This window comes from Flavobacterium sp. R1_16, from assembly GCF_057652095.1.
Genome location: NZ_JBYFCG010000001.1, coordinates 802,071 through 821,813, shown reverse-complemented (window position 1 = coordinate 821,813; position 19,743 = coordinate 802,071). Strand labels below are relative to the sequence as shown.

At 31.9% G+C, this 19,743-nt stretch carries 19 protein-coding genes, 1 other RNA gene and 1 pseudogene; 12 read left to right on the top strand and 9 right to left on the bottom strand.

The genetic code is table 11. From position 1 onward, the window contains the following. Position 1 precedes the first annotated feature (1 nt). The 3 genes from AC23L6_RS03490 (at position 2) to rluF (ending at position 2,561) form a co-directional block, all read left to right on the top strand. Positions 2 to 781 (top strand): zinc ribbon domain-containing protein, encoded by a 780-nt coding sequence (locus AC23L6_RS03490; RefSeq protein ID WP_487562317.1) that lies wholly within the window; start codon positions 2 to 4, stop codon positions 779 to 781. A gap of 39 nt (positions 782 to 820) precedes the next feature. Beyond that, a complete protein-coding gene (locus AC23L6_RS03485) occupies positions 821 to 1,669 on the top strand; it encodes an alpha/beta fold hydrolase (RefSeq protein ID WP_487562318.1) in 849 nt (282 codons plus the stop codon). 79 nt (positions 1,670 to 1,748) lie between these two features. Beyond that, on the top strand, positions 1,749 to 2,561 hold the full coding sequence (gene rluF, locus AC23L6_RS03480) for a 23S rRNA pseudouridine(2604) synthase RluF (protein ID WP_487562319.1): 813 nt from the start codon (positions 1,749 to 1,751) through the stop codon (positions 2,559 to 2,561). A gap of 45 nt (positions 2,562 to 2,606) precedes the next feature. On the opposite strand, the gene AC23L6_RS03475 is transcribed toward rluF, so the two are convergent. From AC23L6_RS03475 to AC23L6_RS03455, 5 genes are all read right to left on the bottom strand, one after another. After that, positions 2,607 to 3,992 carry a DUF4153 domain-containing protein gene (locus AC23L6_RS03475; RefSeq protein WP_487562320.1) on the bottom strand — a complete coding sequence of 462 codons (1,386 nt, stop codon included), beginning with the start codon at positions 3,990 to 3,992 and terminating at the stop codon, positions 2,607 to 2,609. A gap of 56 nt (positions 3,993 to 4,048) precedes the next feature. Continuing rightward, complete coding sequence (locus AC23L6_RS03470) at positions 4,049 to 4,342, bottom strand: winged helix-turn-helix domain-containing protein (protein ID WP_487562322.1); 294 nt, start codon at positions 4,340 to 4,342, stop codon at positions 4,049 to 4,051. Positions 4,343 to 4,351: 9 nt separating this feature from the next. Beyond that, on the bottom strand, positions 4,352 to 4,966 hold the full coding sequence (locus AC23L6_RS03465) for a hypothetical protein (protein WP_487562324.1): 615 nt from the start codon (positions 4,964 to 4,966) through the stop codon (positions 4,352 to 4,354). 119 nt (positions 4,967 to 5,085) lie between these two features. Next, entirely contained in the window at positions 5,086 to 6,261 is a 1,176-nt protein-coding gene (locus AC23L6_RS03460; protein ID WP_487562325.1) for a GlmU family protein, read from the bottom strand. A 110-nt stretch (positions 6,262 to 6,371) separates the two neighbouring features. Further along, positions 6,372 to 6,623: a type B 50S ribosomal protein L31 gene (locus AC23L6_RS03455; RefSeq protein WP_487562326.1), complete on the bottom strand. Its 252-nt coding sequence runs from the start codon at positions 6,621 to 6,623 to the stop codon at positions 6,372 to 6,374. Positions 6,624 to 6,871: 248 nt separating this feature from the next. Between AC23L6_RS03455 and AC23L6_RS03450 the strand changes: the two genes are divergently transcribed. From AC23L6_RS03450 to AC23L6_RS03425, 6 genes and pseudogenes are all read left to right on the top strand, one after another. Then, a complete protein-coding gene (locus tag AC23L6_RS03450) occupies positions 6,872 to 7,399 on the top strand; it encodes a DUF4199 domain-containing protein (protein ID WP_487562327.1) in 528 nt (175 codons plus the stop codon). 3 nt (positions 7,400 to 7,402) lie between these two features. Beyond that, positions 7,403 to 8,362: a glycosyltransferase family 2 protein gene (locus AC23L6_RS03445; protein ID WP_487562328.1), complete on the top strand. Its 960-nt coding sequence runs from the start codon at positions 7,403 to 7,405 to the stop codon at positions 8,360 to 8,362. A 13-nt stretch (positions 8,363 to 8,375) separates the two neighbouring features. Further along, positions 8,376 to 8,645: pseudogene (locus AC23L6_RS03440) on the top strand (ORF6N domain-containing protein); the annotation flags it as partial. Between the two features lie 231 nt (positions 8,646 to 8,876). After that, entirely contained in the window at positions 8,877 to 10,604 is a 1,728-nt protein-coding gene (locus AC23L6_RS03435; RefSeq protein WP_487562353.1) for a phospho-sugar mutase, read from the top strand. Further along, positions 10,604 to 12,430 carry an ABC transporter ATP-binding protein gene (locus tag AC23L6_RS03430; protein ID WP_487562329.1) on the top strand — a complete coding sequence of 609 codons (1,827 nt, stop codon included), beginning with the start codon at positions 10,604 to 10,606 and terminating at the stop codon, positions 12,428 to 12,430. Before AC23L6_RS03435 ends, AC23L6_RS03430 begins: the two co-directional genes overlap by 1 nt. 113 nt (positions 12,431 to 12,543) lie before the next feature. Further along, positions 12,544 to 13,245, top strand: coding sequence for a hypothetical protein (locus AC23L6_RS03425; protein WP_487562330.1), 702 nt, complete (start codon positions 12,544 to 12,546; stop codon positions 13,243 to 13,245). Between the two features lie 91 nt (positions 13,246 to 13,336). Here AC23L6_RS03425 and AC23L6_RS03420 read toward each other — a convergent pair whose 3' ends face one another. From AC23L6_RS03420 to AC23L6_RS03405, 4 genes are read right to left on the bottom strand one after another with little or no spacing between them, the layout of a single operon-like run. Beyond that, the gene (locus AC23L6_RS03420) at positions 13,337 to 13,801 is read right to left on the bottom strand and encodes a hypothetical protein (protein WP_487562331.1); all 465 of its coding nucleotides are present in this window, start codon (positions 13,799 to 13,801) and stop codon (positions 13,337 to 13,339) included. A gap of 48 nt (positions 13,802 to 13,849) precedes the next feature. Further along, positions 13,850 to 14,575, bottom strand: a complete 726-nt coding sequence (locus AC23L6_RS03415) for a hypothetical protein (protein WP_487562332.1) — start codon at positions 14,573 to 14,575, stop codon at positions 13,850 to 13,852. Positions 14,576 to 14,600: 25 nt separating this feature from the next. After that, positions 14,601 to 17,015 (bottom strand): TonB-dependent receptor, encoded by a 2,415-nt coding sequence (locus AC23L6_RS03410; protein WP_487562354.1) that lies wholly within the window; start codon positions 17,013 to 17,015, stop codon positions 14,601 to 14,603. A gap of 59 nt (positions 17,016 to 17,074) precedes the next feature. After that, the gene (locus AC23L6_RS03405; RefSeq protein WP_487562333.1) at positions 17,075 to 18,772 is read right to left on the bottom strand and encodes a M23 family metallopeptidase; all 1,698 of its coding nucleotides are present in this window, start codon (positions 18,770 to 18,772) and stop codon (positions 17,075 to 17,077) included. Between the two features lie 187 nt (positions 18,773 to 18,959). Here AC23L6_RS03405 and AC23L6_RS03400 point away from each other — a divergent pair, with 187 nt between their 5' ends. The 3 genes from AC23L6_RS03400 (at position 18,960) to ssrS (ending at position 19,714) form a co-directional block, all read left to right on the top strand. Continuing rightward, positions 18,960 to 19,250 carry a hypothetical protein gene (locus AC23L6_RS03400; RefSeq protein WP_487562334.1) on the top strand — a complete coding sequence of 97 codons (291 nt, stop codon included), beginning with the start codon at positions 18,960 to 18,962 and terminating at the stop codon, positions 19,248 to 19,250. 8 nt (positions 19,251 to 19,258) lie between these two features. Next, complete coding sequence (locus AC23L6_RS03395) at positions 19,259 to 19,552, top strand: cell division protein ZapA (protein WP_487562335.1); 294 nt, start codon at positions 19,259 to 19,261, stop codon at positions 19,550 to 19,552. Positions 19,553 to 19,605: 53 nt separating this feature from the next. Then, a non-coding RNA gene (ssrS, locus tag AC23L6_RS03390) (6S RNA) lies at positions 19,606 to 19,714 on the top strand. Positions 19,715 to 19,743: the final 29 nt, after the last annotated feature.

The following is a 19,743-nucleotide window of genomic DNA, read 5'->3' as shown; positions in this document are numbered from 1 at the left end:
TATGGCGAATACAAAAGAATTAAGCGTTGAAGAAAAGTTAAGAGCATTGTATGATTTACAATTGATTGACACAAGAATTGACGAAATTAGAAATGTGAGAGGTGAACTTCCTCTAGAAGTAGAAGATTTGGAAGATGAAGTTGCAGGTTTAAGTACTCGCACCGAAAAACTAAAACAAGATTTGGAGCATATTGAAGAGCAAATCAAATTAAAAAAGAATGCTATTGAGGAGCACCAAGCGACTATAAAAAGATATACTAAACAACAAGATAGTGTTCGCAACAACAGAGAATTCAACTCTTTAACAAAAGAAATTGAATTTCAAGAACTTGAAATTCAATTAGCTGAAAAGCAAATTAAAGAAATGAGAGCTTCAATGGAACACAAAAAACAAGTGATAGCTGAATCTAAAGAAAAATTAGAAGCAAAATCAAATCACTTGAAGCACAAAAAAGCAGAATTAAGCGATATTATGGCCGAAACAGAAAAAGAAGAAGCTTTCTTATCTGAAAAATCAGCTGAATATGAAGCTTTAATTGAAGAGCGTTTGCTTGCTGCCTACAAAAGAATTCGTTCAAGTGTTCGTAATGGCTTAGCGGTCGTTTCAATTGAAAGAGGAGCATCTGCTGGTTCATTCTTTACGATTCCACCACAAACTCAAGTAGAAATTGCAGGAAGAAAAAGAATTATAATTGATGAACATTCAGGAAGAATCCTAGTAGATACCTCGCTCGCTGAAGAGGAAAAAGAAAAAATGGAAAAATTATTTTCAAAGTTTTAAACTAATTGAAGTCCCGATTGCATCGGGACTTTTTTTAATATGAAAAATGTGTACCTCTTTCTACTGACCAAGTCTATTGGGTTATACATTAACGTATTGAGTTTCGTATTACCAAGAAAGTCATCGCAATTAGCGTATGCCTTTTTTAGTGAACCAAGAAGCGGGAAATTGATTTTAAATAAACTTCCCAAAATATTAAAAGAAACTCATATTGAGACTTTTCAATACAAGAAGGATTACTTTAAAGCTTATATTTGGTCAGGAAATGAAACCAAAATACTACTAATCCACGGTTGGGAAAGTAACTCTTCACGATGGGAAAATCTATTACCTCATCTAAAAAAATCAGGAAGTACAATAATTGCCATTGATGGACCTGCTCATGGTTTGTCTAGCGGAAAAGAATTTACCATACCTGATTATGCAGAATACATCAATATAGTGGTTACAAAATACCAACCTCAATATCTCATAGGGCATTCTATAGGTGGTAAAACTTGTTTGTATTTTCAATCACGCTATCAAAATTCAGGAATTAAAAAGATGGTCATCCTAGGGAGCCCGAGTGATTTTAAAATCCTACTCCAGAATTATATTAAGTTATTAAGCTTGAATTCGAAAATTGCTAAAGAGCTTGAAAATCATTATTTAAATCATTTTAAACTCAAAATAGAGGAGTTTTCTAGTCATCTATTTGCTTCAAAACTAGATACTAAGGGCTTAATTGCGCATGATTATAACGACACTGTAGTTTCTTTCGAAGAAGCAAAAAAAATAGCCAGTTTATGGAAAAATGCAGATTTTATTGAAACAAAAGGTTTAGGACACAGTATGCACGATGATGAATTGTATAAAAAAGTAACTCAATTTTTATTTGATACTCCGTGAACTTCGTTTGTTTGAATTAAAATTCTTGTATCACTATTTTAGATTGAATACTAAAAAGTAAATTACTTATTTTTACCAAATGGAAGAAAATCTAAAACGTCTCAATAAATTTATAGGAGAAGCAGGCTATTGCTCTCGACGTGAAGCTGACAAACTCATTGAAGAAGGCAGGGTTACTATAAATGGAGTTGTCCCTGAAATGGGGACAAAAGTTAGTCCAAATGACGAGGTTCGAATAGATGGAAAATTAATTCGAGACAATAGCGAAAAACTTGTATATCTTGCTTTCAACAAACCCGTTGGTGTTGAATGTACAACAAATCTTGAAGTTCGAAATAATATTGTAGATTACATTAATTATCCCAAACGTATTTTCCCGATTGGCAGATTAGACAAAGCCAGTGAGGGTCTCATTTTTATGACCAATGATGGAGATATTGTCAATAAAATTTTACGAGCACGTAATAATCACGAAAAAGAATATACTGTAACGGTAAACAAACCTATAACCGATCGATTCATAGAACGTATGGGAAATGGGATTCCTATATTAGACACTGTTACGCGAAAATGTAAAGTGGAACAAATTAACAAATACACCTTCAAAATCATTCTCACCCAGGGATTAAACAGACAAATTCGTCGAATGTGCGAATATCTAGGCTATGAAGTTAATACATTAAAACGCATTCGAATTATTAACATATCACTGGATATACCTGTTGGTCGCTACCGTGATTTGACCGATGCCGAAATCAAAGAACTCAATCAACTCATTGAACCTTCAAGCAAAACAGAAGAAGCGAGTCTACCTAAAACTAAACCTGCAAATAGACGAACGGAATTCATCAAAAGAGATGATCCTAGATTTAAGAGAAAAGGAGATTATTAAAATCAAAGACGCTGTTTCAAAAATTTGAAACAGCGTCTTTTCTATCTATTTGGGATGAATAAATTCATAATACAAAGCTTTCGATAAAAAACTATCTTTTTGTCTTTGAGAAATTCGTTCTTCTCTCGAAATTTCTGTATACTGTCCGTCTAATTTTTTTAGTGCAAAATAATTTCTACGGGTTTGATCGTTAAAATTCAAACTACTTAAGTACATTGGTTCTACACCTTTGTTTACAAAAATATTGTAATTCGTAATTAGATTTCCCCAATTTATAAAACTGCACAAAAGTATTGTCCCGTAAAAATACCATACCATTTGATTAAAAAGATAAGCATTAGTTTTTTGCTTTGTAATTTTTACAAAAGCAAAGAACAAACCGATGATAGCTAATAACAAAAACGCATAAACACCTAATCTCTTATAAGTTAACCCAAAGAAAGCAACATATTCTGAGTTTTTAATAATAGTGCTCAGAATCAAAATCCCATTTAATAGAATCCAAATTTTAGACAACTTCTTCAAGTATTTAGATTTTTCATCAAAATTGAAGCTTCCTTTAAAGTAAAATAGAATAACACCAACAGCCATAATAATTGAAAAGATAACTGCATTAACTCTTTCATGTGTTGCGTCACTTAATGTTGATGTTTTAATAGCTTCAAAAAATTGCTCATAATTAAAGGTGACTATAAAAACTAAAAGCAAAATATTTAGCAGTATCAAAGTTATCTCTCCACTTCTCCTCTCAAAATCAATATCGAGAAACGAAAATGTCATTTGATTAGAAACTCTATTCTCGTTACTAAAATCATTCTCCAATTTTGAATTAAAATCATGACTGAAATTTGGTATCCAATAATTCCAAAAAGTGAATGAAATATAGAAACCTAATAAAGTAATTAGAATAACTTCAAAAAGATTTAAATCTAAAGTATAATTCGTAAATAAAGATGAAAAATGTTTGCTTCCGAATGCATATACGATGAAAAATAATATAACAAATACAGCAGGTATAATGAAATAGGCAATTAATTTTTTAGCAAAATCATTTTTAAATTTCCTTTTAGGAAGCCATTGACTAAACATCAATATACGACCTAGAGAAGTAATTCCGTTTAAAAATATAAGTGGAAAAACTAATATCATTTTTAGCTTTTCTTCCTGAACTTTAAATTGTAAAAAAATAACAGATAATGCTAAGGCTAAAAAAGAAACGAAATCACCGTACCAAGCAAAAGCAAGGCATGAAAGTACTGACATGATTACTAAAACCAAGTGTGACCTAGTTGTAAAACGTTCTTGAAAGAAGTAACTAATTATTCCTGTTAGTAATAATCCAAAAATAGCCAAGTTCACTCCTACTGACTCATTGTAAAAAAGCAGTGTAAAAATCAAACTGCTAACAAAAATTAAATGGTGTTTTTTCATAGTTAAAAAAATTTAAAAGTACTTTGTTTTTCAAAGTAAAAAGTTAAAAAAAAGAGTTATTTAGATTTGAATAATTTTTCCAAGGTGTTTAGATGTGAGACAAAAGATTCTCTTCCTAAATTTGTAATTCTATATGATGTTTTTGGCTTTTTTCCCACAAATTCTTTCTTTATTTCAATGTATGCACCCTTTTCCAATGCTGAAGAATGACTAGCTAAATTTCCATCTGTAATATCCAAAAGTGTTTTCATTTCAGTAAAATCAACCCAATCATTTACCATCAAAATAGACATAATACCTAATCTGACACGACTTTCAAAATCTTTATTCAATTTATCAATGATTCCCATCTGAAAGGTTTATTTATATTTTTTGAACATTATTAATCCATAAAAAATATGCAAAATACCAAATCCTAAAATCCAAAAGATTAAACCATATCCGAGAAAGAAAAGAGAAATACATCCTAAAAACAGTTCACAAAAACCTAAATATTTAACATCTGAAAAGGTATATTTCTCAGCGTTAATTAATGCCAATCCATAAAACAGTAAAGTTGCTGGAGCAATTAAACCAAATATTTGATAATAAATAAGAGCAAAACAAAAAATACCACCAACAATCAAAGGAATTGCAAGATTAAAAATCATTTTTTTCGTTGCTGTTGTCCATATCGGTAAATTATACTTCTTGCTTTTTCTCAACGTAAAAAATATTCCAAAGGTAAAAGCTGAAAGCAAAACAACTAAGGCAGTAACTAGCAGTTTGCGAACTAGATCAATGTTTACGGAATGTGAATTCCCATCTAAATAATTGATTCCATTTTCATTAAATAATTGATATGCATACAAACCACCTATCAAAGCTGATAAACCAGCAAATACTCCTGAGAGTCCACTTAATGAAATAAATCTTGAAGAACGCTCCATCATAGAGCGAATGTGAGATAAATCTTCTTGATGCTTTTGATTCATAATAAAGTACTTTGAATTACAAAGTTATATATTATTTTGATTCAACAAAATTTAATTACTTTTTTTTCAAAAAAATATTCCTGTAGGAATTCGGAACTAAAAAAAACGAATAATTAAAGTTATTCTTTTCTATACTTTTTTGTTTCTTCAAAAACATGTTCCAAAATTCGGGCTTCTTTCTCGTCAAAATCTACGTGGCGTCTTGACATAACAATTCGCGCCGTTTCAAAAGCTTTTTTAGTGATATAAGTTGTAAATCCTGAAGCCCCACCCCATGAAAAACTTGGCACAAAGTTTCGAGGAAAACCACTTCCAAATATGTTGGCACTAACTCCCACGACCGTTCCAGTATTGAACATCGTATTGATTCCGCATTTACTGTGATCACCCATCATTAAACCACAAAACTGCAAACCCGTTTTCTTGAATCCTTCAGTTTCATAACTCCACAATTTTACTTCCTCGTAATTATTCTTGAGGTTGGAGTTATTGCTATCGGCACCAATATTACACCATTCACCAAGAACAGAATTGCCTAAAAAACCATCATGCCCTTTATTAGAATAACCAAACAACACCGAATTATTTACTTCGCCTCCTATTCTGCAATGAGGACCCACTGTAGTTGCTCCATATACTTTTGTAGCTAGTTTTACTTGAGCCTCTTCGCATAAAGCAAAAGGACCACGAATTACAGAACCTTCCATTATTTCAGAATTTTTACCAATATAAATAGGACCAGTTGAAGCATTTAGAGTTACAAATTCCATCTTAGCTCCTTCTTCAATAAAAATATTTTCAGGTGAAATTACGTTTACACTTTTGGGTATGGGCTGAGATTTTCTGTCCTCTGTTAGGAGTTCAAAATCTTCTCGTAAAGCGGCATCATTTTTAGAAAAAATATCCCAAGGATTGGCTATAAAAAGACAATCATCAGTATATTCAATAATTTCATAGGAATCAAAATTTACTTCTTCTTGAGACTCTTGCGTAAAAAATGCAATTACTTCTTCTCCTTTAAAAATAGCTTGATTGGATTCTAAATTACTTACCAATTCGGCCAAGACTGGATTAGGCAAATAAGATGCATTAATCATCACATTTTCATCCATTTCTACCATAGGATATTTTTCAGACAGGTATTCCTCAGTCAAAGTCGTAGTGGTTGTACCTAAATATTTTTCCCATTTTTCTCTTATGGTCAAAATACCAATACGGATATCAGCTACAGGACGTGTAAAAGTAAATGGAAGTAGAGCGGTTCTAACCGTTCCATCAAAAAGTATGTAATTCATCTCTAAAATTTCAATAGTTACAAAAAACCAAAGTTACAAAGTTTTCAATGAGATAAAAACAAAAAAGCCTTTCAAATTGAAAGGCTTTCGTATGTAAATAAAACGTGTTATTATTTAACGTGTTTTGCGTATTTGTTTTTAAATTTATCGATACGACCAGCAGTATCAATAAGTTTAGATTTACCAGTGTAAAAAGGATGAGAAGTTCTTGAAATCTCCATCTTCACTACAGGATATTCAATTCCTTCATGAACGATTGTTTCTCTTGTTTCTGCAGTAGATTTAGTAATAAATACATCTTCATTCGACATATCTTTGAAAGCAACTAATCTGTAATTTTCTGGGTGAACTCCTTTTTTCATTTTGTGAATCTTTATTATTTAATGATTATTCTCGTTTTGATGCTTTTCTTTCTCTAAGATAAAGGTATCAACGAAAAACAACCTTTTGTTTTTACTTTATTATTTTTGAGTGTGCAAATTTACAATTATTTTTTAATAATCAAATCTTATACTCACTTTTTTTAAAGAATATCCAACGAGGAAATATTTCACTCATTCAATAGAGAATTGTTATATTTGTAAGTTCATTATAACCAACTATTCTTCAAATGGAAAACTTGAGAAAAATTTCACTAAATATAGGAATATTTCTAGGATTGTTCTTAGTTTTAGTAACAACACTTATCTATTCTATTGATATCAGTTTATTTACCAGTTCATGGATTGGAATTGTAAATGTGATTGCGATAACAGGATTTGGAGTTTTTTCTACACTAAAATACAAAAAAAGTATTGGCGGATTTATATCATTTAAAGAAACCTTCAGCTGTTTTTTTATCACAGTAGTTGTTGGATTTTTTATTTCAACTATATTTAGTATACTTCTATTTAATGTTATTGATACAGACGCCAAAACCATCATCACTGAAAACATCATCAAATATACCGTTGAAATGATGGAAAAATTTGGCGCAAAACCTTCAGACATCAATAAAATGGTGGAAGAAATGCAAAAATCAGATTCTTTTGGAACAGCTGGTCAATTAAAAGGGTTTATCTTTAATTTAATTATATATAGTATCATTGGACTAATTAGTGCTTTAATTATCAAAAAAGAAAGACCTCAAAGCCTGTAATTAATGAATTTATCTATCGTAATCCCACTTCTCAATGAAGAAGAATCATTACAAGAACTCCATAATTGGATAGTCTCTGTGATGAAAAACAACAATTACTCGTATGAAATTATCTTTATTGATGATGGAAGTACAGATAATTCTTGGTCTATTATTGAACAATTATCTAACGAAAATCAAAATGTAAAAGGAATTCGTTTTCTGAAAAATTTCGGAAAATCTCAAGCCTTACATGCAGGTTTTGACAGGGCGCAAGGTGATGTAATTATCACTATGGATGCTGACTTACAGGACAATCCAAATGAAATTCCTGAATTATATGAGTTGATTACCAGTCAAAATTTTGATTTGGTTTCTGGGTGGAAAAAGAAACGATACGATTCTGTTTTTGCCAAAAATATTCCTTCCAAATTATTCAATTGGGCTGCTAGAAAAACATCTGGTGTTCAACTGAACGATTTTAATTGTGGCTTGAAAGCGTATAAAAATGTCGTTGTGAAAAATATTGAGGTTTCTGGAGAAATGCATCGCTACATTCCAGTTCTAGCAAAAAATGCTGGATTTGGAAAAATTGGAGAAAAAGTAGTACAACACCAAGCCCGAAAGTATGGTCAAACCAAATTTGGAATGGATCGTTTCATCAATGGATTTTTGGATTTAATTACCATTTGGTTTTTATCTAGTTTTGGAAAAAGGCCTATGCATTTATTTGGCGCTTTGGGTTCTTTGATGTTTATCATCGGATTTCTCTCTTCAGGTTTTATCGGATTTATGAAGCTATATAAATTGTATCACGATTTACCTTATGATTTAGTAACTAATAATCCTTGGTTTTATATTTCATTGACAACAATGATTATTGGAACTCAACTTTTCTTGGCAGGATTTTTAGGGGAAATTATTCTCCGAACCAAAAACAATGAAGAACGTTATAAAATTTCTACCGAAGTCAATTTTAAATGATTTTCAAAATTAAATGATGGAATTAGAAGTTATAAAAAATAAAATACACGAAATAAGAGGGCACAAAGTAATGCTAGATTTTGATTTAGCTTTGATGTATACTGTTGAGAATAGAATTTTGAAACAAGCTGTTCGAAGAAACATAAATCGATTTCCTGAAGATTTTATGTTTGTTTTATCAGAAAATGAGATAAATCAATTGGTGTCACAATTTGTGATACCATCTAAAAGTTTTCTTGGTGGATCGCAACCCTTTGCCTTTACAGAACAAGGAATAGCAATGCTTTCAAGTGTTTTAAATAGTGAAAAAGCAATAGCAATAAACATTTCAATTATTCGTGCATTTGTAACAATGCGACAATTCACTTTGTCCTACAGCGAATTGAAAGAAAGAATAATAGCTATAGAAAGCCAATTCCCTGACATCTACAAAGCATTAAACTTTTTAGTTGATAAAGATAATAACTCAAATAATAAAACAGAAAGACCAAAATTGGTTATAAAAAATAGAATTATGGATATTAAACAAAGCATTTTAGACAAAGTAAACGAGTGGTTAACACCCGTATTTGACAACGACACACAAGAAGCTATCAAAGAGATGATGACTTCATCACCAAAGAATTTAGAAGAAAGTTTCTATAAAAATCTCGAATTTGGAACTGGCGGTATGCGAGGTATTATGGGGGTGGGAACCAATAGAATTAACAAATATACGTTGGGGAAAAATACCCAAGGACTTTCCAATTACATGAAACAAGTTTTTCCTGGAAAACAATTAAAGGTAGCAATTGCATTTGATTGTCGTCATAATAGTCAAACTTTAGCCAAAGTAGTTGCAGATGTTTTTTCTGCTAACGGGATTAAAGTGTATTTATTTTCAGATATGAGACCTACTCCTGAATTGAGCTTTACTTTGAAATATTTAGGTTGTCAGGCTGGAATTGTATTGACTGCTTCTCACAATCCACCGGAATATAATGGTTACAAAGTATACTGGGAAGATGGTGGACAAATTGTACCTCCGCAAGATGCTGATATTATTAAAGTTATAGAAAATTTAAAATACGATGATATCAAATTTGAATCTAATAGCGATTTGATAGAATATATAGATACTGCAATTGATCAGGCTTTCATCAAATCAACAATTGAAAATGCAAGTTTTAATACTCCAACTGCTGCCAAAGAAAATCTGAATATTGTTTTCACTTCATTACACGGTACTTCTATCAAAGCTATTCCTGAAACTTTGAGTAAAGCAGGATATACTAATGTAAATATTGTTCCTGAACAAGCTACACCAAATGGTGATTTCCCTACGGTGGTATCACCAAACCCAGAAGAACCAGAGGCATTAACAATGGCATTAGCATTAGCAGATAAACTAAATGCAGACATCGTTATAGGAACAGATCCCGATTGTGACCGATTAGGAGTAGCGGTTAGAAACAACGAAGGAAAAATGATTCTATTAAATGGTAATCAAACCATGGTTTTGATGACGGCTTTCTTATTAGAACAATGGAAAAAAGCAGGAAAAATAGATGGAAAACAATTCATTGGTTCCACTATAGTTTCTACTCCTATGATGATGGAACTTGCTACAGCCTATAATGTTGAATGTAAAATTGGATTAACAGGCTTTAAATGGATTGCTAAAATGATTAAAGATTTTCCAAAACAAAAATTCATTGGTGGTGGAGAAGAAAGTTTTGGATTCATGGTGGGTGATGCAGTTCGTGACAAAGATGCAGTTGCAGCTACCTTATTAGTTTGTGAAATTGCAGCTCAGGCTAAAGCCAAAGGAAGTTCAGTATACAATTCGCTACTACAATTGTATGTCGATTTTGGTTTCTATAAAGAACATTTAGTGGCTATGACCAAAAAAGGAATTGAAGGTCTAGCAGAAATAAATCAAATGATGGTAGATATGCGCCAAAATCCTGTGAAAGAAATCAACGGACAAAGAGCCGTAATGCTTGAAGATTACAAAAATTCTACTGCTAAAAACTTACTTACTGGAGAAGTAGAAACCTTGAATGTTCCAAAATCTGATGTTTTAATATATTATACCGAAGACGGATCAAAAATTGCAGCTAGACCAAGTGGAACAGAACCAAAAATCAAATTCTACGTGAGTGTAAATGCAACTTTAGATGCTGTGGAAAATGCTCCAAAAGTTGAAGCGTATCTTGATGAAAAAATAAAAAATATCTTACAGGATTTAAAAATCATTTAATGAACAATTTCAAAAAGCTTTTTCCTTTTATTGTACCGTATAAAAAGTATGGGTATTTAAACATTTTTTTTAATGTTTTGTACGCCTTATTCAGTACACTTTCATTCATGGCATTGATACCTATGATTCAAGTGTTATTTGATCAGACTAAAAGGAATACTACCATGCCTGTTTGGGAAGGAATAATTCATGTGAAAGGCTTTTTAGAAAATTATCTAAGTTACTTTATTACCATTTCAACTGATAACTATGGAGTTGGTTACACCCTATCCATCATGGTTTTTGTAATCATCTCCATTTTCTTGTTGAAGAATTTATCCGATTACCTCGCCATGTTTTTCATCACTTTTTTACGAAATGGAGTTTTGAGAGACATGCGAAATGCGATGTACAAAAAAACATTAGACTTGCCTCTCGCCTTCTTCTCAGAAAAGAGAAAAGGCGATACTATTTCTAGAATTGCAGGTGATGTCAATGAAGTACAAGCCTCTTTCCTTTCTATACTTGAACTTATCGTAAAGGAGCCACTGACAATCGTTTTTACCATAATCATGATGTTTACCATAAGTACTAAACTAACCCTTTTTGTATTTATTTTTATTCCAGTTTCGGGTTACATTATTTCATTAATAGGAAAACGATTAAAAAAACAATCTACTCGCGCCCAACAAGAGCAAGGAACCTTTCTTTCGACTATTGAAGAAACCTTAGGCGGATTGAAAGTGGTAAAAGGATACAATGCTGAGAACTATTTCAACAAAGTATTTCAAGATTCAACAGCTCGTTTTTTTGGCTTATCCAACAGTATTGGAAATCGTCAAAATTTAGCCTCGCCCGTGAGTGAATTCATGGGAATCATGGTTATTGCTATTTTACTTTGGTACGGCGGACACATGGTATTAATCGAAAAATCTCTGAACGGCGCTTCGTTTATAGCCTATATGGGTTTGGCTTACAACATTCTTACTCCTGCTAAATCCATTTCTAAAGCTTCATACAATATAAAAAAAGGTAATGCCGCTGCTGAGCGTGTTTTGGAAATTTTGGAACAAGAAAATCCAATTACAAGTAAAATCGATGCCATTAAAAAAGAATCGTTCACATCCTCGATTTCCATCAAAAACATCGATTTTAAATATGAAGAAGAAGCTGTTTTAAAAGATTTTTCTCTTGAAGTTAAAAAAGGACAAACCGTTGCTCTTGTGGGGCAATCTGGAAGTGGAAAAAGTACGATAGCTAATTTGTTAACCCGTTTTTATGATGTTAATCAAGGGCAAATCACTATTGACGGAACTGATATTAAAGACATCCATTTGAAATCACTAAGAGGATTAATGGGATTGGTTACACAAGATAGCATTCTCTTTAATGATACAATCAAAGCCAATATTTCTCTGGGTAAACTAGATGCAACAGATGAAGAAATTATTGAAGCTTTGAAAATTGCTAATGCGTATGAATTTGTACAAAATTTGCCGAATGGAATTTATACCAATATTGGTGATAGTGGCAACAAATTATCAGGTGGACAAAAACAGCGATTGAGTATTGCACGTGCGGTTTTAAAAAATCCTCCAATCATGATTTTGGATGAAGCCACTTCTGCTTTAGATACCGAAAGTGAGAAACTGGTTCAGTTGGCTTTAGAAAATATGATGCAAAACCGAACTTCTGTTGTGATTGCCCATCGCCTTTCGACCATTCAAAAAGCAGATGTGATTGTAGTTATGGAAAAAGGCAGAATTGTAGAACAAGGCAGTCACGAACAACTCATTACTTTAAACGGAACGTATAACAAATTAGTTACTATGCAGTCGTTTGAGTAACAAACTCAAATTTACTAGAAAGCGCTGACTAAAAGTTCGCTCATTCTCACAGATTAATTTGTGTAATCTGTGTAAAAATCGAGGTTAAGTATAATTTGAATTTTCAAATTCTTATGTACATCAATGACAAATCCATCAAGCAGCCTCAAGACCCAAACACTATTGTTTGGAAATACCTAGACTTGTCCAAATTTGTCGATTTGTTATTGTACAAAAAATTATTCATGTCGCGGTCGGATAAATTTGAAGATCAATACGAAGGCACTTTTAGCGAACCTACTTTTGAAGAAATCCGAAAACTCTCCATTGACAATCCTGACTTTTTAGATTATTATAAAACCCACCGCAAAAATGTAGTAATTAGCAGTTGGCACATCAACGAATATGAATCCTTTGCGATGTGGCAAATTTTTACTCAAAAAAGTGAAGGTCTAGCCATTCAATCCACCTTAGGAAGGCTGCAAGAAGCTTTAAGTCCTGAAAAAACTTATGCGCAACACATTGGAGAGGTGAATTATATTGATTACAAAAAAGAATATATTCCTTTTGACAATACCTTTTTTCCGTTTTTGTTCAAACGAAAAAGTTTTCAATACGAACGTGAAATCCGAATTATTTCTGATGTGACTTCACACAACTTAACGATAGACAACGGATTGAAAATTGATGTCGATATTAACCAACTCATCGAAAAAATCTATATCCATCCCAAGTCTGAAAACTGGTATAAAAATTTGGTGATTGAGCTGGTAAAACGATTGGGTTTTGATTTCAGTATTGAAAAATCAGATTTGGAAAGCGAGATTTTGATTTAGGGGGTTTTTATAACTGTTGTGATACTGTTGTAGTACGGAAAATATTTATATATTATTTGATATTGTTAGTGAAAGATCTAATTTTTTAAATTTATTCAATTTCATCTAAAAGATTTTTCTTGTCATTTGAAATAAACAAAACAGTTTTGCTATTCTTTGTATATTCCAAAGTTAATGGAAGCTTCAAATTTATTAACTGTATTATTTTTTTATCAATTTCAATTTTCAATTTAGGTTCTTGACTTAATATAAAAGCAGATTTTTTGTTTTCAATTATTTCATATGAATTAAATTGAGTTTTAATTTTTTTACCCTTTTTTAAGTCAATGTATTTTAAAGTAGTTGTGAAATTGAGCAAAATATAAAGCACAAAAAAAATCAAAAATATCGACAGTATTCTTAAACCAAAACCTTCTGTTGGTTTAAAAAAGAAAGCAACAATTCCAGCAATTAATGATAAAATTAAAATTATTACACCGAAAAAAATTGTAGATAGAATTAGAAAAAATTTAATATCTAATTTGATTCTTTTTTTGTCTAATTCATCTAATTTCATATTTTATGTAAGATTTTAAGTTACCAATAAATAGCATACATCTACATTCTAAATCGGATTATAATCAAAAACCTTCCACTCTTTATTAGACAAATCCAAATAATGATAATGAATCACATCATTTTTATCAAATTGACCGTTTTTATTGGTATCTTCAATGGTTCTAAAATAGAGACGTTTTTTAGATTCGATTAAATTCCAATCGATTAATTCTTGAAAATCAGTAGAAATTTTAGTAAATCTATTTCCTGAAATTTCACTGATATAAAGTGATTTGATGTCATTGGTATCTAATTTTCCATCTTTATTCGTATCCATATCTGCTAAGGAATACACCAAAACTTGTTGATTTGTCTTATCTGAAACCGATTTTAAATACGTAGCCGTTTGAATCAGAATAGGTTTATCTGTTAATGCTTTTATAGAATCGGAACCAATTTCCTGAAACTTTAAATTGCGCAAGTAACCCGTAATTTCACCTTCGCCATAATTTGATATCTTAAAACTAAGGCCACCCACGCTCGAAGACGAATCGTATTTTGATTTTGAATTTCCGCTATTGAGATTTAAAGAGGCAACAGGATGAATTAAATAATTGGTTCCTTCCATCTGCAATGGCAAATCAGCTACTTCAACCTGAGTGGTATCTTCAGTAGGTTGTTCTTTAGCATTCGATGCTTTTTCATAAATTACCTTTGGCTTCTTTGGCTCTTCTTTGCAACTTATAAAAATGATTAGCAGAACTAGTAATAGATATTTTGAGCTATTTTTCATTTTGAAAAAAATTAAATCATTAAACTTACAATCGCATCGATACTTTTACATTAAACACGCGTGTTGTCAAATAATTAGGTATCGCATATTGATTTTTAGTATACACATCTCTAACCCAAGTATTGGTTATTGCATTTTGATTGTTAAACATATTAAAAATTTCAAAACCAATAGACAAATCTTTGAAATTTCTCAACCAATGCTCTTGAGGTCTGGAGGCATTTTTCTCTGTAAATACATACGAAAATCCTACATCGGCTCGACGATAATCTCTCAATCGATTTTGATAATCATAAGGATCAGCATACGAAGGCGAACCACCTGGAAGTCCTGTATTGTAAACCAAATTTAGATATACTTTTACACTAGGAATATTCGGCATATAGTCTTGAAATAAGATTCCAAACTTTAGCCTTTGATCGGTTGGTCTAGCGATATAGCCTCTATTGTCTGTGTTTTCTTCTGTCTTCAAATAGCCAAAACTAAACCAAGATTCAGTTCCAGGAACAAACTCACCATTCAATCGCAAATCAAATCCTTGTGCAAATGCCTTCGCATTATTACTGGCTGCATAACGAATTCTCACATTGTCTATAGTGTAGGGATTGACATCGGTTAGTGTTTTGTAATAGGCTTCGGTAACCATTTTGAAAGGTCGATTCCACATTTTGAAACTAAAATCATTGGCTACAACAAAATGTACAGACTGCTGTGCTTTTACGTTTGGATTGACAGTTCCTGAAAAATCACGCAACTCTCTATAAAATGGCGGTTGATGATAAAATCCTCCAGAAATCCTGAAAACCATATCTTTATCCCAGTCAGGTTTTATGGCAAATTGCGCTCTAGGACTAAAAGTCGTTTGACTTTTTCCATTCAAATCATCACCCGAAACCTGCCATTGATGCATTCTAACTCCGGCATTGTACCAAACATCACTAGAACCTATTTTGTCTTTCAAACTCCACTGAGCATAGCCAGAAAAGCGATTTATAGTGACATAATTTTTAGCCCTTATGTTATTGTAAGGTGCTAAAGGGCCTACAAAAGGTTGATAGGGTTGGTCTTTGATTGGCAAAATTTTAGGATTATTTAATGAAAATCCAGCAGAGTCAATAACTTCCCATTCGATGATTCGGTCACGAATATCTTCTCTAGTATATTTAACTCCCCACTCTATTTGATTCTTTTTGATAGTATGAAATCCTTTTACTTCAGTATTCACAATTAGAGCATCCAAATCATTTCTGGCATGGCTCAACTGACTTCCAATGGCTCGACTGTAAGTTACATTTCCGAAATTTTCCGAACCTATGTTACTGTCTACTTCTCCTAAAGCGTAAGCAGCATCTATATCAAAATATTCTTGTTCGATGGTGTGATAAGCTGAACCTATGAACTTTAAATTGAAATTTTCATTGACGGTAAAAGTCGATTTTAAAGCTCCAAAATAGGTGCCGTATTTGTCCTTCTCTTGTCCGTTATAAAATACTTGGAGTGCTATTGGTTCGTCAATTGTACCGAAATTAGTTTGACGTGTAAAAGGCTTATAGTCATACTTGTTTTGAGAAATATTCCCTAAAAAACTCCACTGCCATTTAGTAGAGGCATTGTAGGTAATATTAGTTTGAAAATCAATAAAGGAAGGTCTAAAATTGGTTTCCGTCTCTTGGCTCTTCACCAAAAGACTATTGTTTCTGTATCTAGCTCCTGTAATTGCTGACCATTTTTGATTTTTAGAAACGGCATCAACCGATACATTGGCACCAAGAAAACTGGCATCAGCGGTAGCTCCAAATTTTGTTGGTCGTCTGTATGTAATATCTAAAACTGATGATAATTTATCCCCATACTTCGCTTGAAAACCACCCGCAGAAAAATCGACATTTTGAACTAAATCGGTATTGGTAAAACTCAAACCTTCCTGTTGCCCAGAACGAATCAAAAAAGGACGATAGACTTCGATATCATTTACGTATACCAAATTCTCGTCATAATTTCCTCCACGAACAGCATATTGGGTACTCAATTCATTATTGGAGTAAACTCCAGGAAGTGTTTTTAAAATATTTTCAACTCCAGCATTCGCTCCAGGAATTTTTCTTATGACTTCTGGTTCTAAATTGGTGATACCCTGAACACGCTTTCTACTATTTACAATGACAACCTCGCCCATCTGCTCCGCCTTATCATTCATAACCACATTGAACTCAAAATCTTCATTGGGCTTCAATTGCAATGAAGTGGTAATTTTCATTAGCGAAATATGACTAAAAACCAATATCACTTTTTGATTGGCAGGAATAGTCAACTCATAATAGCCATTAGCATTTGAATTTGTAGACTTGTTGTTACAAGTTATGTTTACGTTTTCTACAGGTTCTTTATTTTCATTAAGAATGATTCCCTTAATTCTCGCCGTTTGAGCATAGAAATGCATTCCTATGAAGAAAAAAAGAAGTGCAATACAATTGTTTTTTGTTTTCAAATGGTCCCTTTTTATTTTTTTTGACTTCTAAAAAATTGTGTTTCAAAGATAGTAGAATTTCCTACATTATCTGTAACCACAACTTTTAAATCGTTTTTACCTTCTGCTACTATTCCATCATCGAAATAGTGAGTTATGGTATTCGTTTTATTTTCATATTCGAATAAAACCCATTGTCCGTTTAGGAAACCATTGTAGGATTTTATCCCAGACAAGGCATCATTTATGGTTAATTGAATTGTTTTTTGATTCGATAACCATTTTCCTTCTATTGGTTTTGCAATACTTATTTTTGGTGCAATGGTATCTTTAGCTAAAATAAATTGCCCTAATTTTTTAGTATAAGTAGTAAACGTATTTTCTTTCCTTTTAGTAGAATTGTAACTCAATTTATTTTCTTTTAGTGATGCAATAAAAGTTCTTTCGTCATTATTTGTTGCTGAACTATCAACGATGGTAACCTGAAAAGCATTATTAACAGCTACCAAATCATTATGAACGGTCATAATTGAATCTTTCACGTCAAAATTCAAATAAAAGTCATCATAAAAGGTTCCCGCTGGAAAAAAAACAGACCAATTGTCTTTTTCGTAATTAGCATCGGTTTTAGATTTTAAAAAATATGGAGTTTTTACAATTTCTTCGGTAATTTTTGGCTCATCAATAGCATATTGAATAGGCACAGAAACAACAGTTGTATTCCCATAGAAATCAGAAACTTCTATTCGATAAAGATTGGTAAAATTTGATGCGACTTCTACAATACCATTAGCTAAATCAGTACGAATAATACTCAGTGGATACGGATTTCGCATAAATAGTTTTTGGGTTCTCTGCTTCGTTTTTTTGTATTTATAAAAATCTATAAAAGCGTTAATGTACTTTGTTTCATCAAATGAGAAAGTGTCTAATTGATACCCAAAAGAAGGGCTTCCGTTTAGAAAAGTCTGAACTTTAAAAAGACCATATTTATCATACGAAAAATCAAAAACGTCGTAGGATTGTATTCCAAAACCTATCTTGCCTTTAGCTAAAACTGTTTGAGAAAGATAACTTCCTTCAGCCATCAATGACAAGTTGAGATTAACTGGTCTTCGTGACTGATTGACAACACTATTCTCCTCGATTGGATAAACAACTAAACTAGCTATTTGGGGCTTTTTAGTATCCTTCATGAAACTATCATACCCAAAAAAATAGGGATTAATCACCTTTTCAGTTTGTGTATCTCTGAACTCAAAATGCAAATGAGGCCCTTCAGAACCACCTGTATTTCCAGAAAGCGCAATTACATCTCCTTTTTTAACTAGTAAATCTTGTGGATTTGGAAATAGTTCAATCTCATAGGCCTGTTCTTTGTAATGTGCTTTCTTGATGTACTCCTCTATTTTACCTAAACTCCTTTGCAAATGTGCATAGACTGAAGTATATCCATTGGGATGGTTAATATAAATTGTTTTTCCATTTCCAAAAGTTGAAATTTTAATTCTTGACACATAACCATCTGCAACAGCATACACATTCAAACCTTCCTTTTGCATTGTTCTGAAGTCAAAACCAGCATGAAAATGATTGGGTCTAAGTTCTCCAAAGTTTCCTGATAATTGCATCGGAATATCTAATGGTGACCTAAAATAATCTTTCGGATAAGTAGTCTGTGCGACTGTTGTAAAGGCGTAAAAAAACAAAACGGAATAGATAATTTTCATCAAAAAGCTTTTTGCTAATGTAAAAAAAAGCACTTATATTTTAGGAGTATTTGTAAAATTATAACGTATTAAAATTCAAAATATTAGAAGAAATTATTTTAACAAAACTAAAATATTAGCAAAAGTATTGGTTTAATTGAATAGGAATGTTAACTTTGTTGAGACAAGTAATGAACTTAGAACTATAATGAGTGAAATTGTAGAAATTATTGATATTCTAGAAAGTAAGCTTAAAAAACTATTGTTAAAAATAGAGCATTTGGAGCAAACGAATTTAGAATTAAATCAGGAATTACAAAAATCTACAGTAGTCATACAAAATCAATCCAAAGAAATTGACGCCTTGAAAAAGGATTGTGAAACACTCAAAATAGCCAATTCATTACTAGGCAGTGACGAAAACAAAAGAGATACCAAGCTTAAAATAAATTCATTAATTCGTGAAATTGATTACTGTATAGCACAGCTATCTGATTAGTAAAACATATGGACGAAAAGCTTAAAATTAAATTATCAATTGCAGATAGAGTCTATCCACTAACCGTGGAAATGTCTCAGGAAGAAGGGCTAAGAAGCGCTTCAAAAAAGATTGATATAATGATTAAGCAATTTGAAGAAAATTATGCTGTTCGTGATAAACAAGATGTATTAGCCATGTGTGCTTTACAATTTGCCTCACAACTCGAACAAAAACAAATTGATAATTCTATTGATGGAAAAGAAACCATTGAACGAATAAAAAAAATTAATGATTTATTAAATCGTTATCTCGACAAATAATACGTTCTTTAACATAGACTAAAATACTGCCTACATTAGTTCATATTTGGTAAACTCAACACTAACAAATTAGAATGAGCGAATCATCACTACTAAAGCATGCCCCGCCTTGGCGAGGAAACTTGAACAGTGAGTTAGCTCAAAACTTGTCTTTTCGAGTTTATTCATTCACCTAATGTAGGCTTTTTTAT